The organism is Qipengyuania sphaerica (assembly GCF_019711595.1).
GTDB lineage: Bacteria > Pseudomonadota > Alphaproteobacteria > Sphingomonadales > Sphingomonadaceae > Qipengyuania > Qipengyuania sphaerica.
This window is the reverse complement of the sequence record NZ_JAIGNR010000001.1, coordinates 346,498-366,699: the sequence shown is the minus strand read 5'-3', so window position 1 is coordinate 366,699 and position 20,202 is coordinate 346,498. Positions and strand designations below refer to the sequence as shown.

The 20,202-nt window shown below is 64.2% G+C and carries 17 protein-coding genes; 6 read left to right on the top strand and 11 right to left on the bottom strand.

Annotated elements, in window-relative coordinates:
- Positions 1 to 921 carry a methylenetetrahydrofolate reductase gene (metF, locus tag K3178_RS01950; RefSeq protein ID WP_221569704.1) on the bottom strand — a complete coding sequence of 307 codons (921 nt, stop codon included), beginning with the start codon at positions 919 to 921 and terminating at the stop codon, positions 1 to 3.
- Positions 918 to 1,889 carry an ArsR/SmtB family transcription factor gene (locus tag K3178_RS01945; RefSeq protein WP_221569703.1) on the bottom strand — a complete coding sequence of 324 codons (972 nt, stop codon included), beginning with the start codon at positions 1,887 to 1,889 and terminating at the stop codon, positions 918 to 920. The genes metF and K3178_RS01945 overlap by 4 nt, the downstream gene beginning before the upstream one ends.
- Before the next feature lie 276 nt (positions 1,890 to 2,165).
- Here K3178_RS01945 and K3178_RS01940 point away from each other — a divergent pair, with 276 nt between their 5' ends.
- Positions 2,166 to 4,187, top strand: a complete 2,022-nt coding sequence (locus tag K3178_RS01940) for a glycoside hydrolase family 3 C-terminal domain-containing protein (RefSeq protein ID WP_221569702.1) — start codon at positions 2,166 to 2,168, stop codon at positions 4,185 to 4,187.
- Between the two features lie 10 nt (positions 4,188 to 4,197).
- On the opposite strand, the gene K3178_RS01935 is transcribed toward K3178_RS01940, so the two are convergent.
- The 3 genes from K3178_RS01935 to K3178_RS01925 form a co-directional block, all read right to left on the bottom strand.
- Entirely contained in the window at positions 4,198 to 5,622 is a 1,425-nt protein-coding gene (locus K3178_RS01935; protein WP_221569701.1) for an aldehyde dehydrogenase family protein, read from the bottom strand.
- An 85-nt stretch (positions 5,623 to 5,707) separates the two neighbouring features.
- A complete protein-coding gene (locus tag K3178_RS01930) occupies positions 5,708 to 6,469 on the bottom strand; it encodes an SIMPL domain-containing protein (protein ID WP_345719837.1) in 762 nt (253 codons plus the stop codon).
- Between the two features lie 72 nt (positions 6,470 to 6,541).
- Positions 6,542 to 7,366 (bottom strand): class I SAM-dependent methyltransferase, encoded by an 825-nt coding sequence (locus K3178_RS01925; protein WP_221569699.1) that lies wholly within the window; start codon positions 7,364 to 7,366, stop codon positions 6,542 to 6,544.
- A 100-nt stretch (positions 7,367 to 7,466) separates the two neighbouring features.
- On the opposite strand from K3178_RS01925, the gene msrA reads away from it, so the two are divergent.
- On the top strand, positions 7,467 to 8,006 hold the full coding sequence (msrA, locus tag K3178_RS01920) for a peptide-methionine (S)-S-oxide reductase MsrA (RefSeq protein WP_221569698.1): 540 nt from the start codon (positions 7,467 to 7,469) through the stop codon (positions 8,004 to 8,006).
- 53 nt (positions 8,007 to 8,059) lie between these two features.
- On the opposite strand, the gene K3178_RS01915 is transcribed toward msrA, so the two are convergent.
- Positions 8,060 to 8,926 carry an OmpA family protein gene (locus tag K3178_RS01915; protein WP_345719836.1) on the bottom strand — a complete coding sequence of 289 codons (867 nt, stop codon included), beginning with the start codon at positions 8,924 to 8,926 and terminating at the stop codon, positions 8,060 to 8,062.
- Positions 8,927 to 9,193: 267 nt separating this feature from the next.
- On the bottom strand, positions 9,194 to 10,432 hold the full coding sequence (locus tag K3178_RS01910; RefSeq protein WP_221569696.1) for an RsmB/NOP family class I SAM-dependent RNA methyltransferase: 1,239 nt from the start codon (positions 10,430 to 10,432) through the stop codon (positions 9,194 to 9,196).
- Between the two features lie 56 nt (positions 10,433 to 10,488).
- On the opposite strand from K3178_RS01910, the gene K3178_RS01905 reads away from it, so the two are divergent.
- Positions 10,489 to 10,647 carry a DUF1674 domain-containing protein gene (locus K3178_RS01905; RefSeq protein WP_221569695.1) on the top strand — a complete coding sequence of 53 codons (159 nt, stop codon included), beginning with the start codon at positions 10,489 to 10,491 and terminating at the stop codon, positions 10,645 to 10,647.
- Positions 10,648 to 10,756: 109 nt separating this feature from the next.
- Here the strand turns inward: K3178_RS01905 and K3178_RS01900 are convergent, their stop codons facing one another.
- From K3178_RS01900 to K3178_RS01885, 4 genes are read right to left on the bottom strand one after another with little or no spacing between them, the layout of a single operon-like run.
- Entirely contained in the window at positions 10,757 to 12,145 is a 1,389-nt protein-coding gene (locus tag K3178_RS01900; protein ID WP_221569694.1) for a cytochrome P450, read from the bottom strand.
- A 38-nt stretch (positions 12,146 to 12,183) separates the two neighbouring features.
- Positions 12,184 to 13,212: a ferrochelatase gene (gene hemH, locus K3178_RS01895; RefSeq protein WP_221569693.1), complete on the bottom strand. Its 1,029-nt coding sequence runs from the start codon at positions 13,210 to 13,212 to the stop codon at positions 12,184 to 12,186.
- Entirely contained in the window at positions 13,209 to 15,500 is a 2,292-nt protein-coding gene (locus K3178_RS01890; RefSeq protein WP_221569692.1) for a molybdopterin cofactor-binding domain-containing protein, read from the bottom strand. The genes hemH and K3178_RS01890 overlap by 4 nt, the downstream gene beginning before the upstream one ends.
- Positions 15,479 to 16,249 carry a P-loop NTPase gene (locus tag K3178_RS01885; RefSeq protein WP_221570748.1) on the bottom strand — a complete coding sequence of 257 codons (771 nt, stop codon included), beginning with the start codon at positions 16,247 to 16,249 and terminating at the stop codon, positions 15,479 to 15,481. Before K3178_RS01885 ends, K3178_RS01890 begins: the two co-directional genes overlap by 22 nt.
- 270 nt (positions 16,250 to 16,519) lie before the next feature.
- Between K3178_RS01885 and hflK the strand changes: the two genes are divergently transcribed.
- The 3 genes from hflK to K3178_RS01870 all read left to right on the top strand — a co-directional run bounded on the left by hflK (position 16,520) and on the right by K3178_RS01870 (position 20,194).
- Entirely contained in the window at positions 16,520 to 17,665 is a 1,146-nt protein-coding gene (hflK, locus tag K3178_RS01880) for a protease modulator HflK (protein WP_221569691.1), read from the top strand.
- A gap of 1 nt (position 17,666) precedes the next feature.
- Positions 17,667 to 18,500 carry a protease modulator HflC gene (gene hflC, locus K3178_RS01875; protein WP_221569690.1) on the top strand — a complete coding sequence of 278 codons (834 nt, stop codon included), beginning with the start codon at positions 17,667 to 17,669 and terminating at the stop codon, positions 18,498 to 18,500.
- Between the two features lie 158 nt (positions 18,501 to 18,658).
- Positions 18,659 to 20,194, top strand: coding sequence for a Do family serine endopeptidase (locus K3178_RS01870; protein WP_345719864.1), 1,536 nt, complete (start codon positions 18,659 to 18,661; stop codon positions 20,192 to 20,194).
- Positions 20,195 to 20,202: the final 8 nt, after the last annotated feature.

Below are 20,202 nucleotides of genomic sequence, written 5' to 3'. Positions count from 1 at the left end.
TCAGGCCTTCGGTCGCAGGCCGAGCATATGGCAGATGGCATAGCTCAGCTCGGCGCGGTTGAGAGTGTAGAAGTGGAACTGGCGCACGCCGCCTGCATAGAGGCGGCGGCACATCTCGGCCGCGATCGTGGCGCTGACCAGCTGGCGCGCTTCGGGCCGCTCGTCGAGACCGTGAAACAGGCCTTCCATCCAGTCGGGGATGGCAGTGCCGCACAGCCCACTCATCCGCTGGACCGCGGCAAAGCTGAGCACGGGCATGATGCCGGGCACGATCTCGCCGTCGATCCCGGCGGCAGCGGCCTTGTCGCGGAACTCGAAGAAGCATTCGGGCTCGAAGAAGAACTGGGTGATCGCCCGCGTCGCACCCGCGTCGAACTTGCGCTTCAGGTTATCGAGATCGGCCTGCCGGTCGGGCGAATCCGGGTGAACCTCCGGATAGGCGGCGACCGAGATTTCGAAATCGGCGACTTTCTTGAGGCCCGCGATCAGGTCGGCGGCGTTTTCGTACCCGCCCGGGTGCGGTGTATAGCCTGCGGATCCGTCGGGCGCATCGCCGCGCAGGGCAACGATGTGGCGCACGCCCTCTTCCCAATATTCGCGGGCGACCGCGTCGACTTCCTCGCGCGTCGCCTGGACGCAGGTGAGGTGGGCGGCTGCGGGAATGCCGGTCTCGCCAACGATACGGCGCACCGCTTCGTGCGTACGTTCGCGGGTCGAACCGCCCGCTCCATAGGTGACCGAAAGGAAGCGCGGGCCCAGCGGGCGCAGCGTCTCGACGCTCTGCCACAGGGTCTCGGCCATTTTCTCGGTCTTGGGCGGGAAGAATTCGAAGCTCACTTCGATGTCTCCCGGCAGGCCGGAGAAGAGCGGCGTTTCCAGCGCCCGCTGGGCTTCACGCATCTGGTCGAGCGTGGGGCTCATGCAAAATTCCTTGTCGCTGCGCGGCGCCGTTCGGCCACCCAGATATTGATCCCGATCTCGCCATCTTCGAGCGATACCGTGTCCTGCGGCGAGAACCCCGCATCGTCGAGCAGGTCGCGCATCTGGCCATCGGCGAACCCGAGCCGTGCATGCGCGTGCTTTTCTCGCAGTTCCTCGCGCTGATGCGCATCGAAATCGACGATTGCGATGCGTCCTCCCGCATTTGTTACGCGGGCCGCTTCGTAAAGCGCGGCTGCGGGGCTGTGCGCAAAGTGCAGCACTTGGTGAAACAGCACGGTATCGAAACTGTCGGGCGGAAACGGAAGGCTGGTGAAATCGCCCTGCACCACCTCCACCCGGTCTGCGGAAAGATGCTGCAGCTTGGCACGTGCCACGCGTAGCATCGCCAGGCTCTTGTCGAGCGCGACGATATGGTCGGCCCGTTCCGCAAAGAGTTCCGCCATCCGGCCGGTGCCGGTACCGATATCGAGCAGCCGCCCAAGCCGTCCGTCACCCAGCGCACCGGCAAGGGCAGTTTCCACTTCCTCGTCAGACGAATGGAGCCGACGCACCTCGTCCCAGTCATGCGCATGCTGTGCGAAATATTCCTGCGCCTGAGCTTCGCGCGTGGAACGGATTTCGGCGAGCTTCTGGCGGTCGGTTTCGCAAAGCGCGCCGAAGTCCGGATCGGCACTTTCCGCCCGCGCCAGCAAGCGTGCGAAATCGGACCTCAGCGGCGGACCGTCGCGCTGGTCCGAGCTTGCACGAAGGAAAATCCAGCTGCCCTCGCGGCGCCGCTCGAGCAGACCTGCATCGCACAGGATGCCGACGTGGCGAGAAACGCGCGGCTGGCTTTGCCCGAGTACCTGCGCGATCTCGCCGACCGCCAGCTCCATCGAGCCGAGCAGCCGCATGATCCTGAGGCGCGTAGGGTCTGCCAGCGCGCGAAAGAGGGATTCAATCCGCATGGTCGGCCCAGATATAAAGATATTTTTATGTCCGTAAACGGCTCGGGGAGAAGCTTTGCCTTGGCCGCCATCAAGGCGAAATTCGCCAAGTGCTTACCGGATCTTCACCATTATGCGGCAGCTTCATCGCCGGGTCAGCCCATGTCGGCCCGGGAGCGCGGACAATAACGCGTCACCGGATTGCGCAGGGCCGTAAATTCGAACGGGCGTATCAATGCGTAAGCCAGCGCTGCAATTTCGGTCATCGGGCGGGGTTCGCCGCACGCAGGTGAGCGCGTGAGCAATTTCGTGACCCGCACCGAATGCGAACGCGTGGTGACCGATCTCCTCGCAATGATGTCCCCCCTCGAGAAAGCCGGGCAGCTGGCGGTCCGTTCGCTCCCTTCGGCGGACGATCGCGACGCGCTGGACAGCCTGCACGAGGACATCGCGGCCGGCCGAGTGGGGGCTGTCAGGGGGATACACGACCGTGCCCAGGCCGAACAGCTCCAGGCCATCGCGCAGGAACGTTCGCGCCTCGGCATCCCGCTCCTGTTTCTAACCGAAACCGGGACCGGGATCGAGACGATCATGCCCGCCCCGCTGTCCATGGCCGCCAGTTGGGACATGGACACGATCGAAGTTGCGGAGAGAGCCGTCGCGCAGGAAGCGCGGGCGCATGGCATCAACTGGGCTCTAAGTCCCGAAGTCACTCTCGCCGAAAACGGATCGACAGGAACGAGCCGCGACTGCGGAAGCGAAGTGCACCTTGCGGCCAGTGTCGCGGCAGCACGCATCCGTGGCCTCCAGGCGGACGGACTGCGCGATCACCAGGGAATGCTGGCGTGCCTCGACCTGTCCGACATCCTGACCACAGCCTGCAGGCGCGATCCTCTCGACCTGCTCCGCATTGCACGCGCCGCGATCGGGAGCGCAGGAGTTGGAGCGATCAGGCTCACCCGCGATGGCGGGCCTGCACGCGAGGCGCTCGAGCGTGCATTCAGTTTCCTGCGCGGTCCCGGGGGATTCGATGGCATTCTCTTATCGGAATGGGACAAGCTGGAACGGCAGGCAGCACCCGGAGAAAATACCGGCCCGATCGGAGTTGCCTCCCCCGATGCCGTAGCCGACGGCGTGAAGGCGGGGCGGTGCAGTGCCAATCTCCTCGACGACACGGCTGCACGGGTGCTGAGAGCTAAGTTCCGCCTCGGCTTGCTCAGCGCCGCGCACCTTGCCGGGAAGCCCCAGCTGGCCAGTGCATTGCCAACCCCCGTCCGCAATCGCGAAATCGCTCTCAACCTCGCCAAGCGTTCTGCCATCCTCCTGCGCAACGAACCGCGCCTCCTGCCGCTCGGCATCGACTCCGGCGACCTGGTCATAGTCGGCAGCGCCGCATCCGATCGCCGCGCACCGCTCGCAGGGCGGGATGGCGTTGCGGCAAGCGTTATCGACGGCTTCGAGCAGCTCGGCATTCCGCATCGGTTTACACCCGGCCTTGCCCTGCGCGAAAACGGCGCCGGGACGGGCCGGATGATCGCTGCCGACAACATGGCAATCGGCATGGCTTGCGAGGCGGCCAAGCGTGCCGGGACGGTCATCTTCGTAGTGGGAAGCAGCGAGGAAGGCCGCATAGGCGAGGCCGACGAGAAGCTCATGTCGGCCCTGTTTGCCGCCAATCCGAACCTCGTGGTCGTCACGCTGGGTGAGGCTCCGCTCGATCCGCTCGTGAACGGGCGGCAGCTACCATGCCTGCTCCATGCCGGTGCGCTCGGCACGATGAGCGGACATGCGGTTGCCGAATTACTGACCGGCGAGGCCGATCCGAGCGGCAAGCTTCCGCTCGAGCTGCCCGCCACCCCGAAAGGCGCCGGACTGCCTTTCGGTCACGGCCTGACCTATGCGGATTTCGCCCTGACCGACCTGTCGATCGAGATCGGGCGCGAGCGTATCTGCGCCTATGCGGACCTGCGCAATACCGGCGAGAGGGAGGGCGTCGAGACGGTCCAGCTCTACCTTCGCCGCATATCGCGCGAGGGATCGGAGGACGCGAGCGCTGTGCTCCTGCTGGTCGATTTCCAGCGCGTGCGCCTGCGACCGGGAGAACGCGAGACGCTGATCTTCGAACTGGGACGCGACGAACTGGGCCAATTTGCCGAAGACGGCAGCTTCCATGTCGAAGCGGCCGGCTTCGACCTGTTCCTCGGCCTCAGCAGGAGCCGCGGCATGTCCGACCGGTTCGAACTAACCGACGAGTGCGCCCGCGCCATGGCCGGCACCGGCATGGCAGCCATTCAGGTGCAGGCGCGCCTCGAAGCCTGAGCGCGAAGCCCTAGACCTGGGCGTCGCGCTTCACGGTGATGACCTGCGGATAGGTGAATTCCTTCAGGCCATCGATCCCGTATTCCGCGCCGATCCCCGATTGCTTGTGCCCGCCGAAAGGCGCGAGCGGCGAGATGTGGAGGAATTCGTTGATCCACACGGTGCCGGTTTCGAGCTGCTCGGCGATCTCGACACCCTTGTCGGTGTCCTTGGTCCAGACTGCGCCGGCGAGGCCGTAATCGGAATTGTTCGCCCGCTCGATGACTTCCTCGACGCTCGAGAATTTCATCAGCGGCATGACCGGACCGAACTGCTCTTCGGCCACGATGCGCGCATCTTCGGGCGGATTGTCGAGGATGGTGATCGGCACGTAGTAGCCCGTGCCCGAAGGATCGACATCGCCGCCGGTCAGGAACTGATAGCCCTTGTCCTTGGCGTCCTGGATGAGCTCGCACACGCGGTCGAACTGCTTCTTGTTCTGGATCGGACCGACGCCCGTGCCTTGCTGCGAGCCGTCGCCCACGACCACGCCCTTGGCATATTCCGCGATGGCCTTGGAGAGATCGTCGTAAATGTCCTCGTGGATATAGATGCGTTTGGCCGCGACGCAGATCTGTCCGGCGTTGGAAAAGCTCGACCAGAAGAGCTGCTCGGCCACCTTCTCGACATCGGCATCGGGCAGGACGATGGAGGCATCGTTGCCGCCAAGTTCGAGCGTGATGCGCTTGAGGTCACCCGCTGCGCCTTCCATGATCTTCTTGCCTGTCGCCGTGGAGCCGGTGAAGGTGATCTTGTCGATATCGGGATGCTCGGTGATGAGCGGGCCGAGTTCGTCAGGTCCGGTGATGATATTGACCGTACCGGCCGGGACCACGTCCTTGATCAGCTCGGCAATCCGCAGCGTGGTTAGCGGCGTGAAGGGAGAAGGCTTTAGAACGATGGTGCAGCCCGAGATCAGCGCGGGCACGATCTTCTGGATCGCCATCATGACCGGGAAATTCCACGGCACGATGCCGCCGACCACGCCCACGGGTACCCGGCGGGTGCGCGAGAGGCGCGTGTCGTCATCCTGGTTGATCACATCGTCGAGGGTCAGCGTCGACTGGGCAGCGGCAAGCCCGGCCGCGCCGAAGATTTCCATCTGTGCCTGCGCATGCGGCTTGCCCTGCTCGGTGGTGAGCAGGCGGAACAGCTCGTCGGCATTTTCCTTGATCACTCCGGCTATGCCCTGGACGACCTTTTGCCGCTCTTCGGCGCTCGTCTTGCGCCAGCTCTTGAAGGCCGTGCGCGCCGCAGCGACTGCGCGATCGAGCTCGGCCTTGCCGCAGGAGGGGGCCAGCCCGACCACTTCCTCATTCGCGGGATTGACGACTTCGAAAGTCGCATCCGTCGTCACCATCTCGCCGTCGATCAGGTTCGCATAGGTCTTGGTCATGGCTCTCTCCTCAAATCCGCAGAATCGGTTGCGGAGAGAAACCTAGACCTTTGCGCGCGAATGACAAACGCGAACTGGCGCCGCCTCACTTCTCACGCAGGGCGAAGTCGACCTGGATGTAGACCTGGCTGCGTGTGGTGCCCACCATCATGCCCGGCGATGCGCTCTGGGTACGCACGACGGGGGGCGGCGAAACCGGCGGCGGCGGCGCTGCCACCTCGACGGCCATCTCGTTCATTGCCTGCGCCCCGCGGAGCCACTGCTGACCCTGCTGCCCGCCAGCGTCGCGGATGTAGAGAGTGCGGCTTATCTCCATCCCTGCAGCCTCGGCGTAGGCTTCGGCCCGCTTCCTCGCCGCCTTGAAGGCATCGGCATAGGCGAGGTTCGCGACTGCTTCGGGATCGCTCATCGTGAGGCTCGGGCCGCTAAGGATATTGGCTCCCGCTTCGGTAACCGCGCTGATCGCCGCGCCTGCCCGGTCGGGATCGTCCATCGTGACCTGAAACACATTGCTGGCCTGGTACTGGCCCTTGCGATCGCCCCAGTCGATCCGGCGAACGGATACGTTCTGCGTCTGGATATCGTCTTCCTCGATTCCGAATTCGCGCAGGGCGGTGACGATCTCCTCGATCTTTTCGGCATTGGCTTCGCTGGCGGCTTTCGCGCTGCGCGAATAGGTTTCGATGCCGGCATTGAACTGCGCGCGATCGGGGCGGCTTTCGGCTCGCCCGCCGGCGCTCACGGACAGCAGCGTTTCGCCGTGTTCGACCCCGCGCACGTCATCGGCGCCGGGAGTACAGGCAGCGAGCGGGAGAATCGAAGCCGCCAGAAGAATGGTATTTTTCACAAGAATGCCCTCCATGTAATGTTGTTACATGGAGGGCATTTCACTCTTCACATGAATGTCAGCTTACAACGGTCAGTCGGCCTTGCGGAAAAGCAGCGTCATCCGGTCGCTCTCGCCGATGGCGAGGTAGCGGTCGCGATCCTGATCGCCGTAACGAAGCGTCGGCGGGAGTGTCCACACACCGCCTTCCCAATCGGCTGGATCGTTGGGGTTGGCGTTGATATCGGAACTGCGCACCAGTTCGAAACCGGCCAGTTCCATCAGCTTGACCACATCGGCTTCGCGCATATAGCCGCGTGCCGGATTGACGTCGTCATAGCTCGCATCGGCAGGAGCGCGATGCTGGACCACCCCGATCACGCCGCCATCCTTCAACAGCGGGCGAACTCTTTTTACATCACCCAGCAGCGTTCCAGCATTCCAGGCACCATGCAAGGTGCGGATGGCAAGCAGCATGTCCACCGTGCCCAGAACCTCTTCGGGCAATTCATCGACTTCATACGCGTGCACGCTTGCAGCATCGACGCCGAACTCTTCCGCGAAATCCGCCTTGAAACGCTCGGTCCAGCCGAGAGCGCGAGCCAGCCGCGCCCGATCATCGGTTTGGATGGTACCGCTGTCCTGCGCGAGTGCGATGTATTTGCCGTGAGGGAGCAGGTAGGGAGCGAGGACGCGGGTGTACCAACCGCCTCCCGGATTGAGTTCCGCCACGGTCATGGTCGGCTCGATCCCGAAGAACTTCAGCGTTTCGGCGGGATTGCGATAGCGGTCGCGCGCGCGATCATCTTCGCGCAAGTCCGCAGCTAGAACCTCGTCAAGATCCGGCGCATGATCGTCGGCGGCAAGCGGGGTAGCCATCATGGCAGCAGCAGCAGCAACACTCATGAAAATACGCATGAAATCTCTCCTCTAGCTTCTTTGCCTTCCCTGCCCATGAACTGGACGGATGACAAGGTGGAGACGGCTTCCTACATCGCGCAGGCAAAGGAGAACACGAATGGCGCAGGAACAGGTGATCGTCGCAGGCGGATGCTTCTGGTGCACCGAGGCGGTGATGAAGGATGTCATCGGCGTAAGTGGCGTCGAAAGCGGCTATATCGGCGGTGACAAGCCCGACCCGACCTACAAGGAAGTGTGCAGCGGCAATACCGGCCATGCCGAAGGCGTGCGCGTGACCTTCGACAGCGAGCGAATTACGCTCGACCAGATCCTCGACGTGTTCATGGGCACGCATGATCCAACCCAGCTCAATCGCCAGGGCAATGATGTCGGGACACAGTATCGCAGCGCGATCTTCCCTGCCGACGGCCAGCGCGAAGCGGCAGAGGCCGCAATTGCCCGGTGGAACGAAGAGCACCCTGGCCAGAGCGCGGTGACCACGATCGAGACCGGCGAATGGTATCCGGCGGAAGACTACCACCAGGAATATTGGGAAGGCGAAGGCCAGCGCAATCCCTATTGCCTTGCCGTGATCCCCCCCAAGCTGATGAAGCTGAGGAAGAGCTTCCAGAAATACCTCAAGGAAGACGCCGAATAAAAAGGGGCGGACATCGCTGTCCGCCCCTTCTTTCTTATCTGGCCTGTCGAGCCTCAGCCTTCTTCCGTCGCCTTGCTGACGAGGATGTTGACCGAGACGCGGCGGTTCTGTGCCTTGCCTTCGGGCGTGCTGTTGTCCGCTGCCGGGTCCGATTCGGACATGCCGGTCGGGGTCAGCATGCGCCACGGCTGCCAGCCGCACTTCTGCTGGAGGTAGTTCACGACGCGGCCCGCGCGGCGCTCGGAGAGGACCTGATTGTAGTCTTCGTCACCATCGGAATCGGTGTAGCCGACGACGAGCAGCAGGGCGTTGTCCATTTCTTCGGCCTGCGAAGCGATGTTGCAGATCTCGCGCTGGCCTTCAGGCGAGATGTTCCACTTGCCGCTGTCGAAATAGACGTTGGTGAAGCCCTTGACGTTGTACTGGTCGATGTTCGCCAGACGGCCCTTCAGCGCTTCGGCTGCGGCAGTGTTGGCGTCGATATCACGGCGATGGGCGACGAAGCGCTGCTCGGTTGCACCGCGGATCATGTTGGCAGTGGCAAGGTCGCTGGCTTTCAGCTTGACCTTGCTGGCAACGAGACCGCCTTCATACTGCAGCGTGTCGACTTCGACCGGGAGGCCGGCCATCAGGCGTGCCGATGCGATGTCCTTGCTGCCGAGGCCGAGGAAGCCGCCGGTGGCGCGCACTTCGGTGCCTTCATCGACGTAAATCTTGGTCGTCTGGCCGTTTTCGAGCGTCACTTCGATCGATTCCGAATCGCGCGAGGTGATCATGCCTTCGATCTGCGGGCCGTCCGACAGGCGCGAACCGTAAACATCGATGCTGGCGTCTTCCTGGGCTACGGCCGGAACGGCCACCGGAAGGGCGAGGGCGGACAGCAGCAGGGGTAGGGCTGCCTTCTTCGTAATTGCAGTCACGTATATTCTCCTAATTATCGCGGCAACCATTGCCTGTGGCCGTTTGACCGGTCGCACCTTGGGGGAGCGTGTCCGGCTGCCGAAATCCGTATGTCTTCTCTTGTCTTTCACGCCGCAGGAAGCCGCGCGAGGGGGGTGGAGGACACCGGGGTTGTTGACCCTATGCTTTCTAATAAATGAACATGGCGCAGATGGTGCCGAAGCCGGGGGCGGGTCGGACCATGGATGCGGTGAACCGTTTTTTCATTGCCTTTTTTCCGCCGCTTTTCACGCGCGTTTGTGCATCCGCGCGATGAAAAAGCCGTCGATTCCGCCGGATTCGGGCAGCATTCCGGGATCGGTCCGCAATGTGCCATCTGCAGAAGGGAGGAGGCCCTCGGGCAGTTCACCAGTCCCAATCGGCTCGGCAGAGAGTGGTTCAGGGAATTCTTGGGCCTCGCCCTCCTCGCTTTCGAGCGAACAGGTCGCATAGACCAATACGCCGCCGGGCTTGAGCCAGCTAGCGGCGCGTTCGAGCAACGCAGCCTGCAGTTCCGCCATCTCCTCGATCTGGCGTGATCCGATGCGGTGGATCACGTCGGGATGGCGGCGCGCGGTCCCCGTTGCGGTACAGGGCGCGTCGAGCAGGATCGCGTCGAACTGGTGCCTTGGCTCCCATTGCAGCGCATCGGCGCGCACGGCGCCGGCTTTCAAATCGGTGCGTTTCAGGTTCGCCTTAAGCAGGTCGAGCCGGCGCTTAGAGATATCGAGCGCGGTGACCTGCCAGCCCTGCGCAGCCAGTTGCATCGTCTTGCCACCGGGAGCGGCGCAAAGATCGAGCACATGACGCCCCTCGCCCGCTCCGAGCAGGCGTGCAGGAAGCGAGGCAGCGAGGTCCTGCACCCACCATTCGCCTGACGCGAAACCGGCAAGTTTCTCGATATTCTCCCCGCGCGCGAGGCGCAGGTGGCCGGGCATGAGGCTGTCGGCAGCGAGCTTCGCTTTCCAGACCTCGGTCTGCGCCGGGTCCTTCAGCGTCAGGTCGAGCGGCGGCGGTTCGGCCAGCCCGGCGGCAATCGCGGAGGCGCGCTCGCCCCACCGTGCGGCCACCTCGTCCGGCAGGCTCGGCGCGTCATTCAGCGAGGCTTCGCTCTTCGTAAGCGTGGAGAAAACACCATGCGCCAGCCGGCGCGGACCGCCTGCCAGCAGCGGCAGGCATGTGGCGATGACAGCATGCGGCGGCGTGTCGAGCCTTAGCCACTGCGCCAGCATCATGCGCAGCACCATCCGCGCCTTTGCATCGTCGGGCAACGGCTTTTTCGTCGCGCTGTCGATCATCTCGTCGAGATCGACCAGCCAGCGCAGAACCTCGCTCGCGATCGCGCGCGCCAAGGCCTTGTCCTCGAACTTGCGCAGGTCCTTGGTGGCCGCACCAAAGGCGACATCCAGGGTCTCGCCGCGGCGAAGCACGGCATCGAGCAGGCGAAGCGCGGCACGGCGCGCGTGAATTCCGGTAGGCTGGGCCATTGCGCGCGCCCCTACCCGCTCTTGCGCAATCCCGCCAGCACCCTCATCTTGGGTGTATGACCAAACGCGCGACCAAGCGGCCCGAGGGGTTCGAGAGGCCCAAGCACTGGAACAGCGAGCCGCCGCCCGAGCCAGCCAAGGGCAAGGACGAGGAAGACCTCAGCCCCACCCGCTATGGCGACTGGGTCAAGGACGGGATCGCGGTTGACTTTTAGTCTTTCGCACCCGCTTCCGCGGGTGCGTCCTCGCTAGATGCGAAGCAAGCTGCGCCCGCTGCGGGCGGGCAGTCGCCCTTGCACTCGCCTTCGGCTCGCGAAATATTTTTCAGATCCTGCGCAGGCTGATCTTCAGCCCGTCACGCGGCTTGGGGATCGGCCAAGGCTGCCAGTCGGGTTCCTGCTCGAGCGCAATCTCGTAGCGCGGCAGCAGCTGCGCCATCAGGATCTTCACCTGCATGTACGCGAAGTGCAGGCCGAGGCACATGTGAGCGCCGCCGCCGAAGGGCACCCAGGCATATTTGTGCCGGGCCTTCACGGCATCGGGAGTGAAGTGGTTGGGGTCGAATTCCCAGGGGTTTTCCCAATGCTCTTCCTCGTGATGCACGAAGAAGGCGTTGATCCCGACATGGCTGCCCGCCGGAATGCGATAGCCGCCATATTCGAATTCGCGGAGCGCGCGGCGCGGCGTTGAAGGCACCGGCGGCACCATCCGCAGCGCTTCCTTGAACGCCATTTCAGTCAGTTCCAGCTTGCCCATATCCTCATAGGCAAGATCGCGCGGGCGTCCATCAGAACCGACGCCGCCGGTCACGCTTTCGATTTCCTGCCGCAGCTTTTCCTGCCATTCGGGATGCTTGGCGAGCAGCCAGATGAGCGAAGTCGCACTGCTGGTGATGGTGTCGTGCGCGGCCATCATCAGGAAGTTCATGTGGTCGACCACCTCGTCGACCGGCATCAGCGAGCCATCCTCGTATTCGGCAGTGGCGAACTGGCTGAACATGTCCTGCCCGCCGCCTTCCGCGCGGCGGCGATGCGTTTCGGCAGTGAAGAAATCGACGAGGAACTTCCGCCCGTCGACCCCGCGTTTCATCTGCGTGAAGGGCAACGGCTTCCTGACCGGCGCGACCGAGGCCTGCACCATGTCGATGAAAGCGGTGTTGATCTTGTCGGCTTCGGGACCCCACTCGATGCCGATAAAACTGTCGGCGGCAAGGTCGAGCGTCAGCGTCTTGATCGCGGGGTAGAACTGCATCTTGCCCTCGCCCCAATCCTCGACCTTCTTCGCGATGCCGCGATTGAGGCTGCCCGAATAGTGCCGCATCGGACCGGGCTTGAAGGCGATCGAGAGCGCGCGGCGGTCGGCGCGGTGATGGTCGAAATCGATCAGCATCAGACCGCGCGGGAAAAGCTGGTCGAGCACCGGACCCCAGCCCTGTTCGGAGGAGAAATTCTTGTTCCGGTCGAACAGTACCAGTTCGTTCGCATCGGCCCCGATCAGCGCGATGTTCCAGCCACCGAAAGCCTTGTTCTTGTACACCCGGCCATAGGTATCGACCATGTGACGCGTGAAAGCGTGCGGGTCCTTGAGCATCTTGAACGTATTGCCGACCACCGGCCACCCGCCCTCGCCCGGGATGTGGGCGAGCTCGTCATCGGTGGGGTTGCCTTCGGTCCAGTGCGTGGGGATCGGATCATGCGCGGCTAGCGTGGCCATAGGTAGCTCCTGACAACTTACCGCAGTGTAAGTAATCGCTAGAAGTTAATCCACCCCGAAAGCTCGCGCCGCAAAAGCGCCTCGAGCATTTTCAGCCCCGCATCGGAGGTATTGAGGCAGGAGAGCGCCGCAAATTTCTCGCCCCCCGCTTCGATGAACTGGTCGCGCCCCTGGATGGCAAGTTCTTCCAGTGTCTCGAGGCAATCGGCCGAAAAGCCCGGCGCGGCGATCGCCATGCGTTTGGTGCCCTTCTCCGCTTCCTCGCCGATCACCGTGTCGGTGGCGGGTTCGAGCCACTTCGCCCTCCCGAAGCGCGACTGGAATGTGGTGCGGATGCGGAACTTCCGGTCGGCGAACCGCTCCTGCAGCAGGCGCGAGGTCTTCTGGCAGTGGCAATGGTAGGGATCGCCCAGATGCAACGTGCGCTCGGGCATACCGTGAAAGCTCAGGAGCAGGACCTCGGGCTCGAAATCGAGATTGTCGAGCTGGCGCGACAAGTCCGCCTCCAACGCGTCGACATAGGCGGGATCGTCGTGATAGGGCGGCAGCGTGCGCAGGCTCGGCTGCCAACGCATTGTGCCCAGCTTTTCCGCAGCCTTGTCCACAACGGTCGCGGTCGTAGCTGCCGAATATTGCGGATAAAGCGGAGCGAGCAGGATGCGCTCGCAGCCCGCGTCCATCAGCGCCTGCAACCGGTCGCCGATTGATGGATTGCCATAGCGCATCGCCCAATCGACCTGAACCGCCTCGCCCAGCCGCGCCTGCATTGCCTCAGCCTGCCGGCGCGTGATGACGGCCAGCGGCGAACCCTCGTCGGTCCATACCTGGCTGTAGGCATGCGCGCTCTTCTTGGGGCGCGTATTGAGGATGATCCCGCGCAGGATCGGCTGCCAGGCGATTGCCGGAATCTCCACCACGCGGCGGTCGGAGAGGAATTCGGCGAGATAGCGTTTGACCGGCCCCGGCTCCGGAGCTTCGGGCGTGCCGAGGTTGACGACGAGCACGCCGATGCGGCCGGACTTTACCGGCGGGTGGTCTGCGGGAAGGTTCTGAGGCTGCCAGGTCATGGGTTCAGCGGCAAACGATAGGAACGCTTGCCAGTCAAGGAGAAGAGCGCATTCGCGATGGCAGCGGGCGCAACGGCCACGCCCAGTTCGCCCGGATCGAAAGGCTCGGCATCGCTGGCGATGAAATCGACCAGCATGTCGGGCATGTCGCCGAGGCCCGGCAGTCCCATGTCGCCCAATGTACGCGGGACCGGGTGGCCCTTCTGGAATGCAAGCGGCGCGCCCAGTGCGAGGCCCATCCCGAACACGAGGCCGCCTTCGATCTGCTGGCGGGCGATGTCGAGGTTTACGATCCGGCCGATGTCCACGACCGCGCTCAATTGCGCCACTCGCACCCCGCCCTCGCCGCGCCTGACATGCGCGACACAGGCGATATGGCCGGCGGTTTCCGGGTCCGCGCCCATGCGGATCATGGCGATCCCCTCGCCCGAGCCTTCCTGGCCGCCGTCCCAGTCTCCCAATCGTGTCGCCTGACGCAGGCTCTCCGCCATTCGCGGGAAGCCGGACAGCATGGCCATTCGATAGAGAAACGGGTCGCGTCCGGCATTGCGCGCGAGTTCGTCGACGAAGCTTTCGGTGAAGAAGCCGGTGTAGGCATGTGCGCCGCCCCGCATGCGACCGGTCGGGATATCGACGCTGGCGGGCACGTGTTCGATGGCGACATTCGCGATGCCGTAAGGCGGAACGGAGCCTTCGACCACGAAGGGATCGGCCATGTCCCGGCTTTCCTCGCGGGCCGCGTCGGTCGTGTAGTTGTCGAACAGGCGGTGTCCCGTCTCCCGCATCCAGGAAGGGCCCGTGATCCGCGCCCGCCAGGCAATCGGTTGCCCTTGCGCGCCCAGCGTCGCGGTGATTTCGCCGGAGACCGGCGCGCGGTACGGGACTGACTGCAAATCCTGCGGGCGCGACCATGTCAGCTGGACCGGCCTGCCCACCTCGGCGGCGATCTGCGCGACCTCGATCGCATGCTGCTTTTCGAGCCGCGCATCGAAACTTCCCCCCGCAGGCATCGGATAGAGCACCACGTCCGAGGGCGATATCCCGATGGCCTTGGCGGCGGCATCGCGCGCTGCTGCGGGGGCCTGGCTGGCGATCCACAGTTCCAGCCTGCCATCGGCCAGCCGCGCGGTGGCAGAGGCCGTTTCGAGCGGTGCATGCGCTGCAGGTGCGACATCGTAACGGCGCGCCATCCGCGCATCTGCCAGCAGCGCATCGGGCTCGCCTATGGTGGTTATGCGCTCGGCACTATCGGGACCGTTCTCGACAGCCCGCTCCATCTCGGTGTCGAGCACGATCTGCTCGAGCGCTCCCGGCCCGGTGAATTCGGGCCGCATCTTCGCCAATGCGCGGTCAGCGATCCACCAGCTTTCGGCGACTGCCGCGATCCAGCGCTTCGACTTGACCACGGCCACCACGCCGCGCGTGCCGGCGACGGCATCCTCGCTGAAACGCAGCAATTCGGGCAGCCCGATCGGCCCGTGGCGGATCGAGGCAAAGACCATTCCCGGCATGCGGATGTCGCCTGCGAAAAGATGGCTGCCGTCGACCTTCGATGGCAGGTCGAGACGGGGGAAGGCAGTCGGCGCATTTCCTTCGCCTGGTATCGGCTCCTCGAATGCCGGTGTAGGGCGGAGCGGTGCCGGATCGGGCGGGTCGAGTTCGGCCGCCTCGTCGACCAGCTCGCCGAAGGACAGGCGCTGCGGGCCGTAAGTGACGAAGCCGTCCTGCACGACGCATTGCTCGGGCTCCAGGTCCCAGCGATCGGCCGCGACGCGGGTGAGCATGTCGCGCGCGCTGGCCGCAGCTTCGCGCAAGGGGAGTTCATAGGCCGCAAGGCTGGTCCCTGCTGCGGTGACATTGAAATCGTGGCGTTCGGCGAAACGGCCTACCGACCAGTCGTCGGCATTCTCGCCCGCACCCAGCATGCCTTCCCACATGGAAGACCATTGCGCCGCCAGCGGCAGGTTGGCGAAAAAGCCTCCCGGCGGGACCGGCTCGATCGCGATCTGCCGCCAGTCGGCACCCAGTTCGGTCGCCGCGATCTGTGCCAGCACCGTCCCGATGCCCTGCCCCATTTCAAGCTGAGGCACCGCCACGGTGACGACCCCGTTCCGGCCGATGACCAGCCATCCGCCGAACAATCCCTCACCCTCGCGCGCGGCGAGCGTGCTGGCATAATTGCGCGGCCATACATGCCAGGCGAGCAGCAAGCCGCCGCCCGCCGCCGCGCCTACCAGGAGCTTGCGACGCGATACGGGAAGGTCCTTCAGCTTTTCGCGGATATCCACGCCTGCAGCCTTTCGGCGATCGCATTGAAAGGAGCAGCCATCGGTCCTTCGCCCGCAGCCGGCGGTTCACCCGCATCGCTCCCCTGCCGGATCGCCATGTCGAGCGGAATGCGTCCGAGGAACGGCAGCTCCAGCCTTCCAGCTGCCGCTTCCACTCCGCCCGCGCCGAAAGGATCGGACACCTCGCCGCAGGAGGGACAGGCATAGCCCGACATATTCTCGACAAGACCGATCACCGGCACCCCGGCGGTATCGAACAATTGCCCGGCGCGCGCCGCATCGATCAGCGCAAGATCCTGCGGCGTCGACACCAGCACCGCCCCCGCGGGTTTGAATTTCTGGATCATTGTCAGCTGCACATCGCCCGTTCCCGGAGGCAGGTCGACCAGCAGCACCTCGATGTCCTTGCTCCAGTGCGCTTCAATCAATTGTGAAATGGCTCCGGATGCCATTGGCCCACGCCACGCCAGCGCTTTTCCCGGCGCGACAAGATGCCCCATCGAGAGATGCGGCACGCCGTATTTGCTCTCGATCGGCGCCGGCTTGTTGTCCAGCCCCTGCGTCTTTACCCCTTGCGTGCCGAATATCACCGGCTGCGACGGCCCGTAGATATCGGCATCGACCAGCCCGACCTTCACCCCGCCCTTCGCCAGCGCGATTGCGAGGTTGGCGGTCAGGGTGGACTTTCCTACGCCGCCCTTGCCCGATCCGACCGCGATGATCAGCGGCCCCTTCCGCTCCGCCGTCATGACGACGCGCACTTCTTCTACATCGGAACGGGCCGAAATCGCGCGCTTTATCGCATCCTCGACACCCGCTCGTTTCGCCTCCTCGATGCGCGCTGCATCGACGACCACGGTGGCGCGGCCCTCGTTCAAAACCGAACCGGTTACGAGAGGGATCAGTTCGGGCGGGAGATCGGCGGAGAAATCGGCGCGGCTCATGGGCGAAGCTGCTGTATCATCGAAAAGCGCATCGCAACCCCTGTTTTTCCGGAGAAGCCTACCTATAAGACACTTATGAGACTTATAGACGGGTTTGGACGGAGGATCGGCCTCGCGATGGCTGGCAAGAATCCCTGGGGCGGCGGGAGCGACGATTCCTCCGGTTCCGATAGCAGCGATACGCCGAAGGGCGACAAGGGCGGCAAAGGCCCGCGCAATCCCTGGCTTCCGCCAGGTTCGGGCGGCGGTCGCGGCCCGAATATCGAAGACATCTTCAAGAACCGGGGCCCCGAAGGTCCGCGCCGCAAGGGCGGCGGGCCGGGCGGCCCCGGCTTCCGCGTCCCGCAGCGCCCCGGCGGCAAGAGCTGGTTCCCGGTCGTGGTGGTCGGCATCATCGGCCTCGGCCTGCTTGCCACCAGCGTGCATCTGATCGGCCCGCAGGAAAAGGCGGTGGTCAAGACATTGGGCGATTACAGCCGCACGATGGATTCGGGGCTGCAGTTCTCGCTTCCCTTCCCGATCGAGACGGTCGATGTCGAAAACGTCGAAGGGGTTCGCCCCATCCGCATTCCCGGCAATGACAATACCGCCAAGCTGATCCTCACGGGCGACCAGAACCTCGTCGATCTCAGCTATATCGTGCGCTGGAACATCAAGGACCTCGAATCCTACAAGTTCCGGGTCGTCGATCCGGAAGAGACGGTGCAAGAAGTGGCCGAGGCCGCAATGCGCGCTTCGGTCGCCGAGAAGCAGCTCGACCAGACTTTCTCGGGTCAGGGCCGTGCCGCCATCGAGCAGGATGTGAAGACGCGCATGCAGGACAAGCTCGACCTCTACCAGGCGGGCATCCGCGTGCTGGGTGTCGAAGTCGAGAAGGCCGACCCGCCCAGCCAGGTCGTCGACGCATTCCGCGACGTGCAGGTCGCCGAGCAGAATGCCGATGCCGCGCGCAACCAGGCGCAGGGCTATGCCCAGCAGGTTCTCGCCCAGGCACAGGGTGAAGCCGAAGCCTTCGACAAGGTCTATGAACAGTACCGCCTCGCCCCCGAGGTGACCCGCCAGCGTCTCTATTACGAGACCATGGAGCGCGTGCTTTCGAAGACCGACAAGACCATCGTGGAAGCGCAGGGCGTGACACCCTACCTCCCGCTCCCCGAAATTCGCCGCCGCGCGCAGCAGCAAGCACCCGCCACCACTGCGACCGCGCCGGGAGGACAATAAGATGCAACGTGTTTGGGAAGATCACCGCCTGACGCTGATCGCCGTCGGCCTGCTCATCGTGGGGCTGATGCTCAGCGCCTATGTCGTGCCTGAAGAGGAACAGGTCGTCATCGTGCGAACCGGTGAGCCGGTCGGCACGGTCAATACGCCCGACGGGACCAAGGGCCCGGGTTTCTACCTGCGAACGCCCTTCGTCGATCGCGTCGTGCGGATAGAGCGCCGCCTGCTCGACCTCGAAATGACCAATGAAGAAGTGCTTTCGAACGACCAGCAACGCCTGCTCGTCGATGCCTTTGCCCGTTTCCGCATTACCGACCCTGTGCGCATGGTCGAACGTGCCGGGACGACCGACGGGGTCCGCACAGCGATGGAGCCGATCCTGAACTCGGTCCTGCGCCAGGAGCTTGGTCGCCGTACCTTCCAGGCGATGCTGACCGCCGAACGCGGGTCCGCGCTCGACAACGTGCGCCGCAACCTCGACCGCCAGGCCCGCCAGTATGGCGCGGAAGTTGTCGACGTGCAGATCACCCGCACCGACCTGCCCGAAGCACCGCTGCAATCCGCCTTCCAGCGGATGGAATCGGACCGTCAGCGCGAGGCGCGGACAATCCGTGCACAAGGCAGCCGCGATGCGCGGATCATTCGCGCAGAGGCGGACGCGGAGGCAGCGCGCATCTATGCCGACGCATTCGGCAAGGATGCCAACTTCTACGACTTCTATCGCGCGATGCAGAGTTATGATGCGACCTTCGCTTCAGATAACGGAGATGCTGCCAGCAGCATCATTCTCTCTCCCGATAATGAATACCTGCAGCAGTTCCGCGGACGGCGTTGATCGTTCGTCGAACGCTGCAGCGCTGCGGCACACCGTTCAACGCGCATTAACCGCGCGCCAGCAGTCTGCCCTGCGGAACCGCAATGGCGTGGCTGCATAATCAAAGGTGCCCGCGCCATACGCGACAAAAGAGGATTGAAGAAAAGGACGTGAAGCCAGTGCGATATGCCTATTCCGTAACCGCCACCCTGCTTGCTGGTGGTGCCGCTCTCTCCCTCGCCGGATTCCCGGCAGGAGCGCAGGTCGCGCAAAACGACGATTCGCAGATGGCACGGGTGGTCCCGCGTGCCGGTGCTCCCGAAAGCTTTGCCGACCTTACCGAGCAATTGCAGCCGGCAGTGGTCAATATCTCGACCCGCCAGCGCATCGAGGTGCAGTCCAACGGCGGCAATCCCTTTGCAGGCACGCCCTTCGAAGGCCTGTTCAACCAGCGTCGCGGCCGGCAGGACGATGCCGAACCGCAATATCGCGAAGGCCAGTCATTGGGCTCGGGCTTCCTGATTTCGGCCGATGGTTACGTCGTCACCAACAACCATGTGGTCAGCCCCAACGGACGCGGTTCGGTCGAGGAAATCTCGGTCACGCTGCCCGATGGCACCGAATACGAAGCCGAGCTGGTCGGCACCGATCCGCAATCCGACCTCGCCGTCCTCAAGGTCAACCGCCGCGAAGATTTCCCCTTTGTGCGCTTCGGCAATTCGGGCGATGCGCGCGTGGGCGACTGGGTCATTGCCATCGGCAACCCCTTCGGCCTCGGTGGCACGGTGACAAGCGGCATCATCTCGAGCGTGCTCCGCTCTACCGGCGGTGGCGGCGCCTACGACCGCTATCTCCAGACCGATGCCAGCATCAACCGCGGCAATTCGGGCGGCCCGCTGTTCGACATGCAGGGCAATGTGATCGGCATCAACAATGCCATCATCTCGCCCACCGGCGGCAGCGTGGGCATCGGCTTTGCCATCCCGGCTGAAACCGCGGCGCCGATCGTCGACAAGCTCGTTCGCGGCGTCGAAATCGAGCGCGGCTATCTCGGCATTCAGATCCAGCCGGTGACCGAGGACGTGGCCTCTTCGCTCGGCCTTCCACGCAATCGCGGCGAGATCGTGCAAATGGTCCAGCCCGGCGAGGCCGCCGCGCGTGCGGGTATCGAGCCCGGCGACATCGTGCTCAAGGTCAATGGCCGCGATGTTACCCCCGACCAGACGCTGTCCTATCTCGTTGCCAATATTGCTCCGGGCACGACCATCCCGCTCGAAGTGATCCGCGACGGCCAGCGCCGCAGTCTCAACGTCACCGTGGGCAAGCGTCCGAGCGAGGAAGAACTGCGGCAGAGCCAGATGTTCGATCCCGATGCCGAGCCGGAAGACGACATGGCACCGAGCGAGAACGAGGTGATCGAAGAAAGCCTCGGCCTGCAGGTTCTGCCCCTGACGGCGACGATCGCTCGCCAGCTTGGTGCGGATGCCAACACGCGCGGCCTCGTAATCGGCGCGGTCGACCAGAATTCGGATGCTGCCCGCAAGGGTCTTCGCCGCGGCGACATTATTCTGACGGCGAACTACCGCCCGGTGGTCGAAGTCGCCGATCTGGAAAAGACCGTCCGCGGAGCCCAGGCAGACGACCGCGATGCGGTCCTCCTGCGGGTTCAGCGCCGTGGTGGCTCGCCGCAATATATCGCGGTGCGCCTGCGCTAAGGCAGAGC

Bases quoted from the DNA above. Each gene is read 5' to 3' on its own strand.
- msrA (WP_221569698.1), top strand. From the start codon at position 7,467: ATGGCGCAGGAACAGGTGATCGTCGCAGGCGGATGCTTCTGGTGCACC.
- K3178_RS01905 (WP_221569695.1), top strand. From the start codon at position 10,489: ATGACCAAACGCGCGACCAAGCGGCCCGAGGGGTTCGAGAGGCCCAAG.
- K3178_RS01935 (WP_221569701.1), bottom strand. From the start codon at position 5,622: ATGACCAAGACCTATGCGAACCTGATCGACGGCGAGATGGTGACGACG.
- hemH (WP_221569693.1), bottom strand. From the start codon at position 13,212: ATGACCTGGCAGCCTCAGAACCTTCCCGCAGACCACCCGCCGGTAAAG.
- hflC (WP_221569690.1), top strand. From the start codon at position 17,667: ATGCAACGTGTTTGGGAAGATCACCGCCTGACGCTGATCGCCGTCGGC.
- K3178_RS01925 (WP_221569699.1), bottom strand. From the start codon at position 7,366: ATGCGTATTTTCATGAGTGTTGCTGCTGCTGCTGCCATGATGGCTACC.
- K3178_RS01910 (WP_221569696.1), bottom strand. From the start codon at position 10,432: ATGGCCCAGCCTACCGGAATTCACGCGCGCCGTGCCGCGCTTCGCCTG.
- K3178_RS01885 (WP_221570748.1), bottom strand. From the start codon at position 16,249: ATGACGGCGGAGCGGAAGGGGCCGCTGATCATCGCGGTCGGATCGGGC.
- hflK (WP_221569691.1), top strand. From the start codon at position 16,520: ATGAGACTTATAGACGGGTTTGGACGGAGGATCGGCCTCGCGATGGCT.
- K3178_RS01900 (WP_221569694.1), bottom strand. From the start codon at position 12,145: ATGGCCACGCTAGCCGCGCATGATCCGATCCCCACGCACTGGACCGAA.
- metF (WP_221569704.1), bottom strand. From the start codon at position 921: ATGAGCCCCACGCTCGACCAGATGCGTGAAGCCCAGCGGGCGCTGGAA.
- K3178_RS01945 (WP_221569703.1), bottom strand. From the start codon at position 1,889: ATGCGGATTGAATCCCTCTTTCGCGCGCTGGCAGACCCTACGCGCCTC.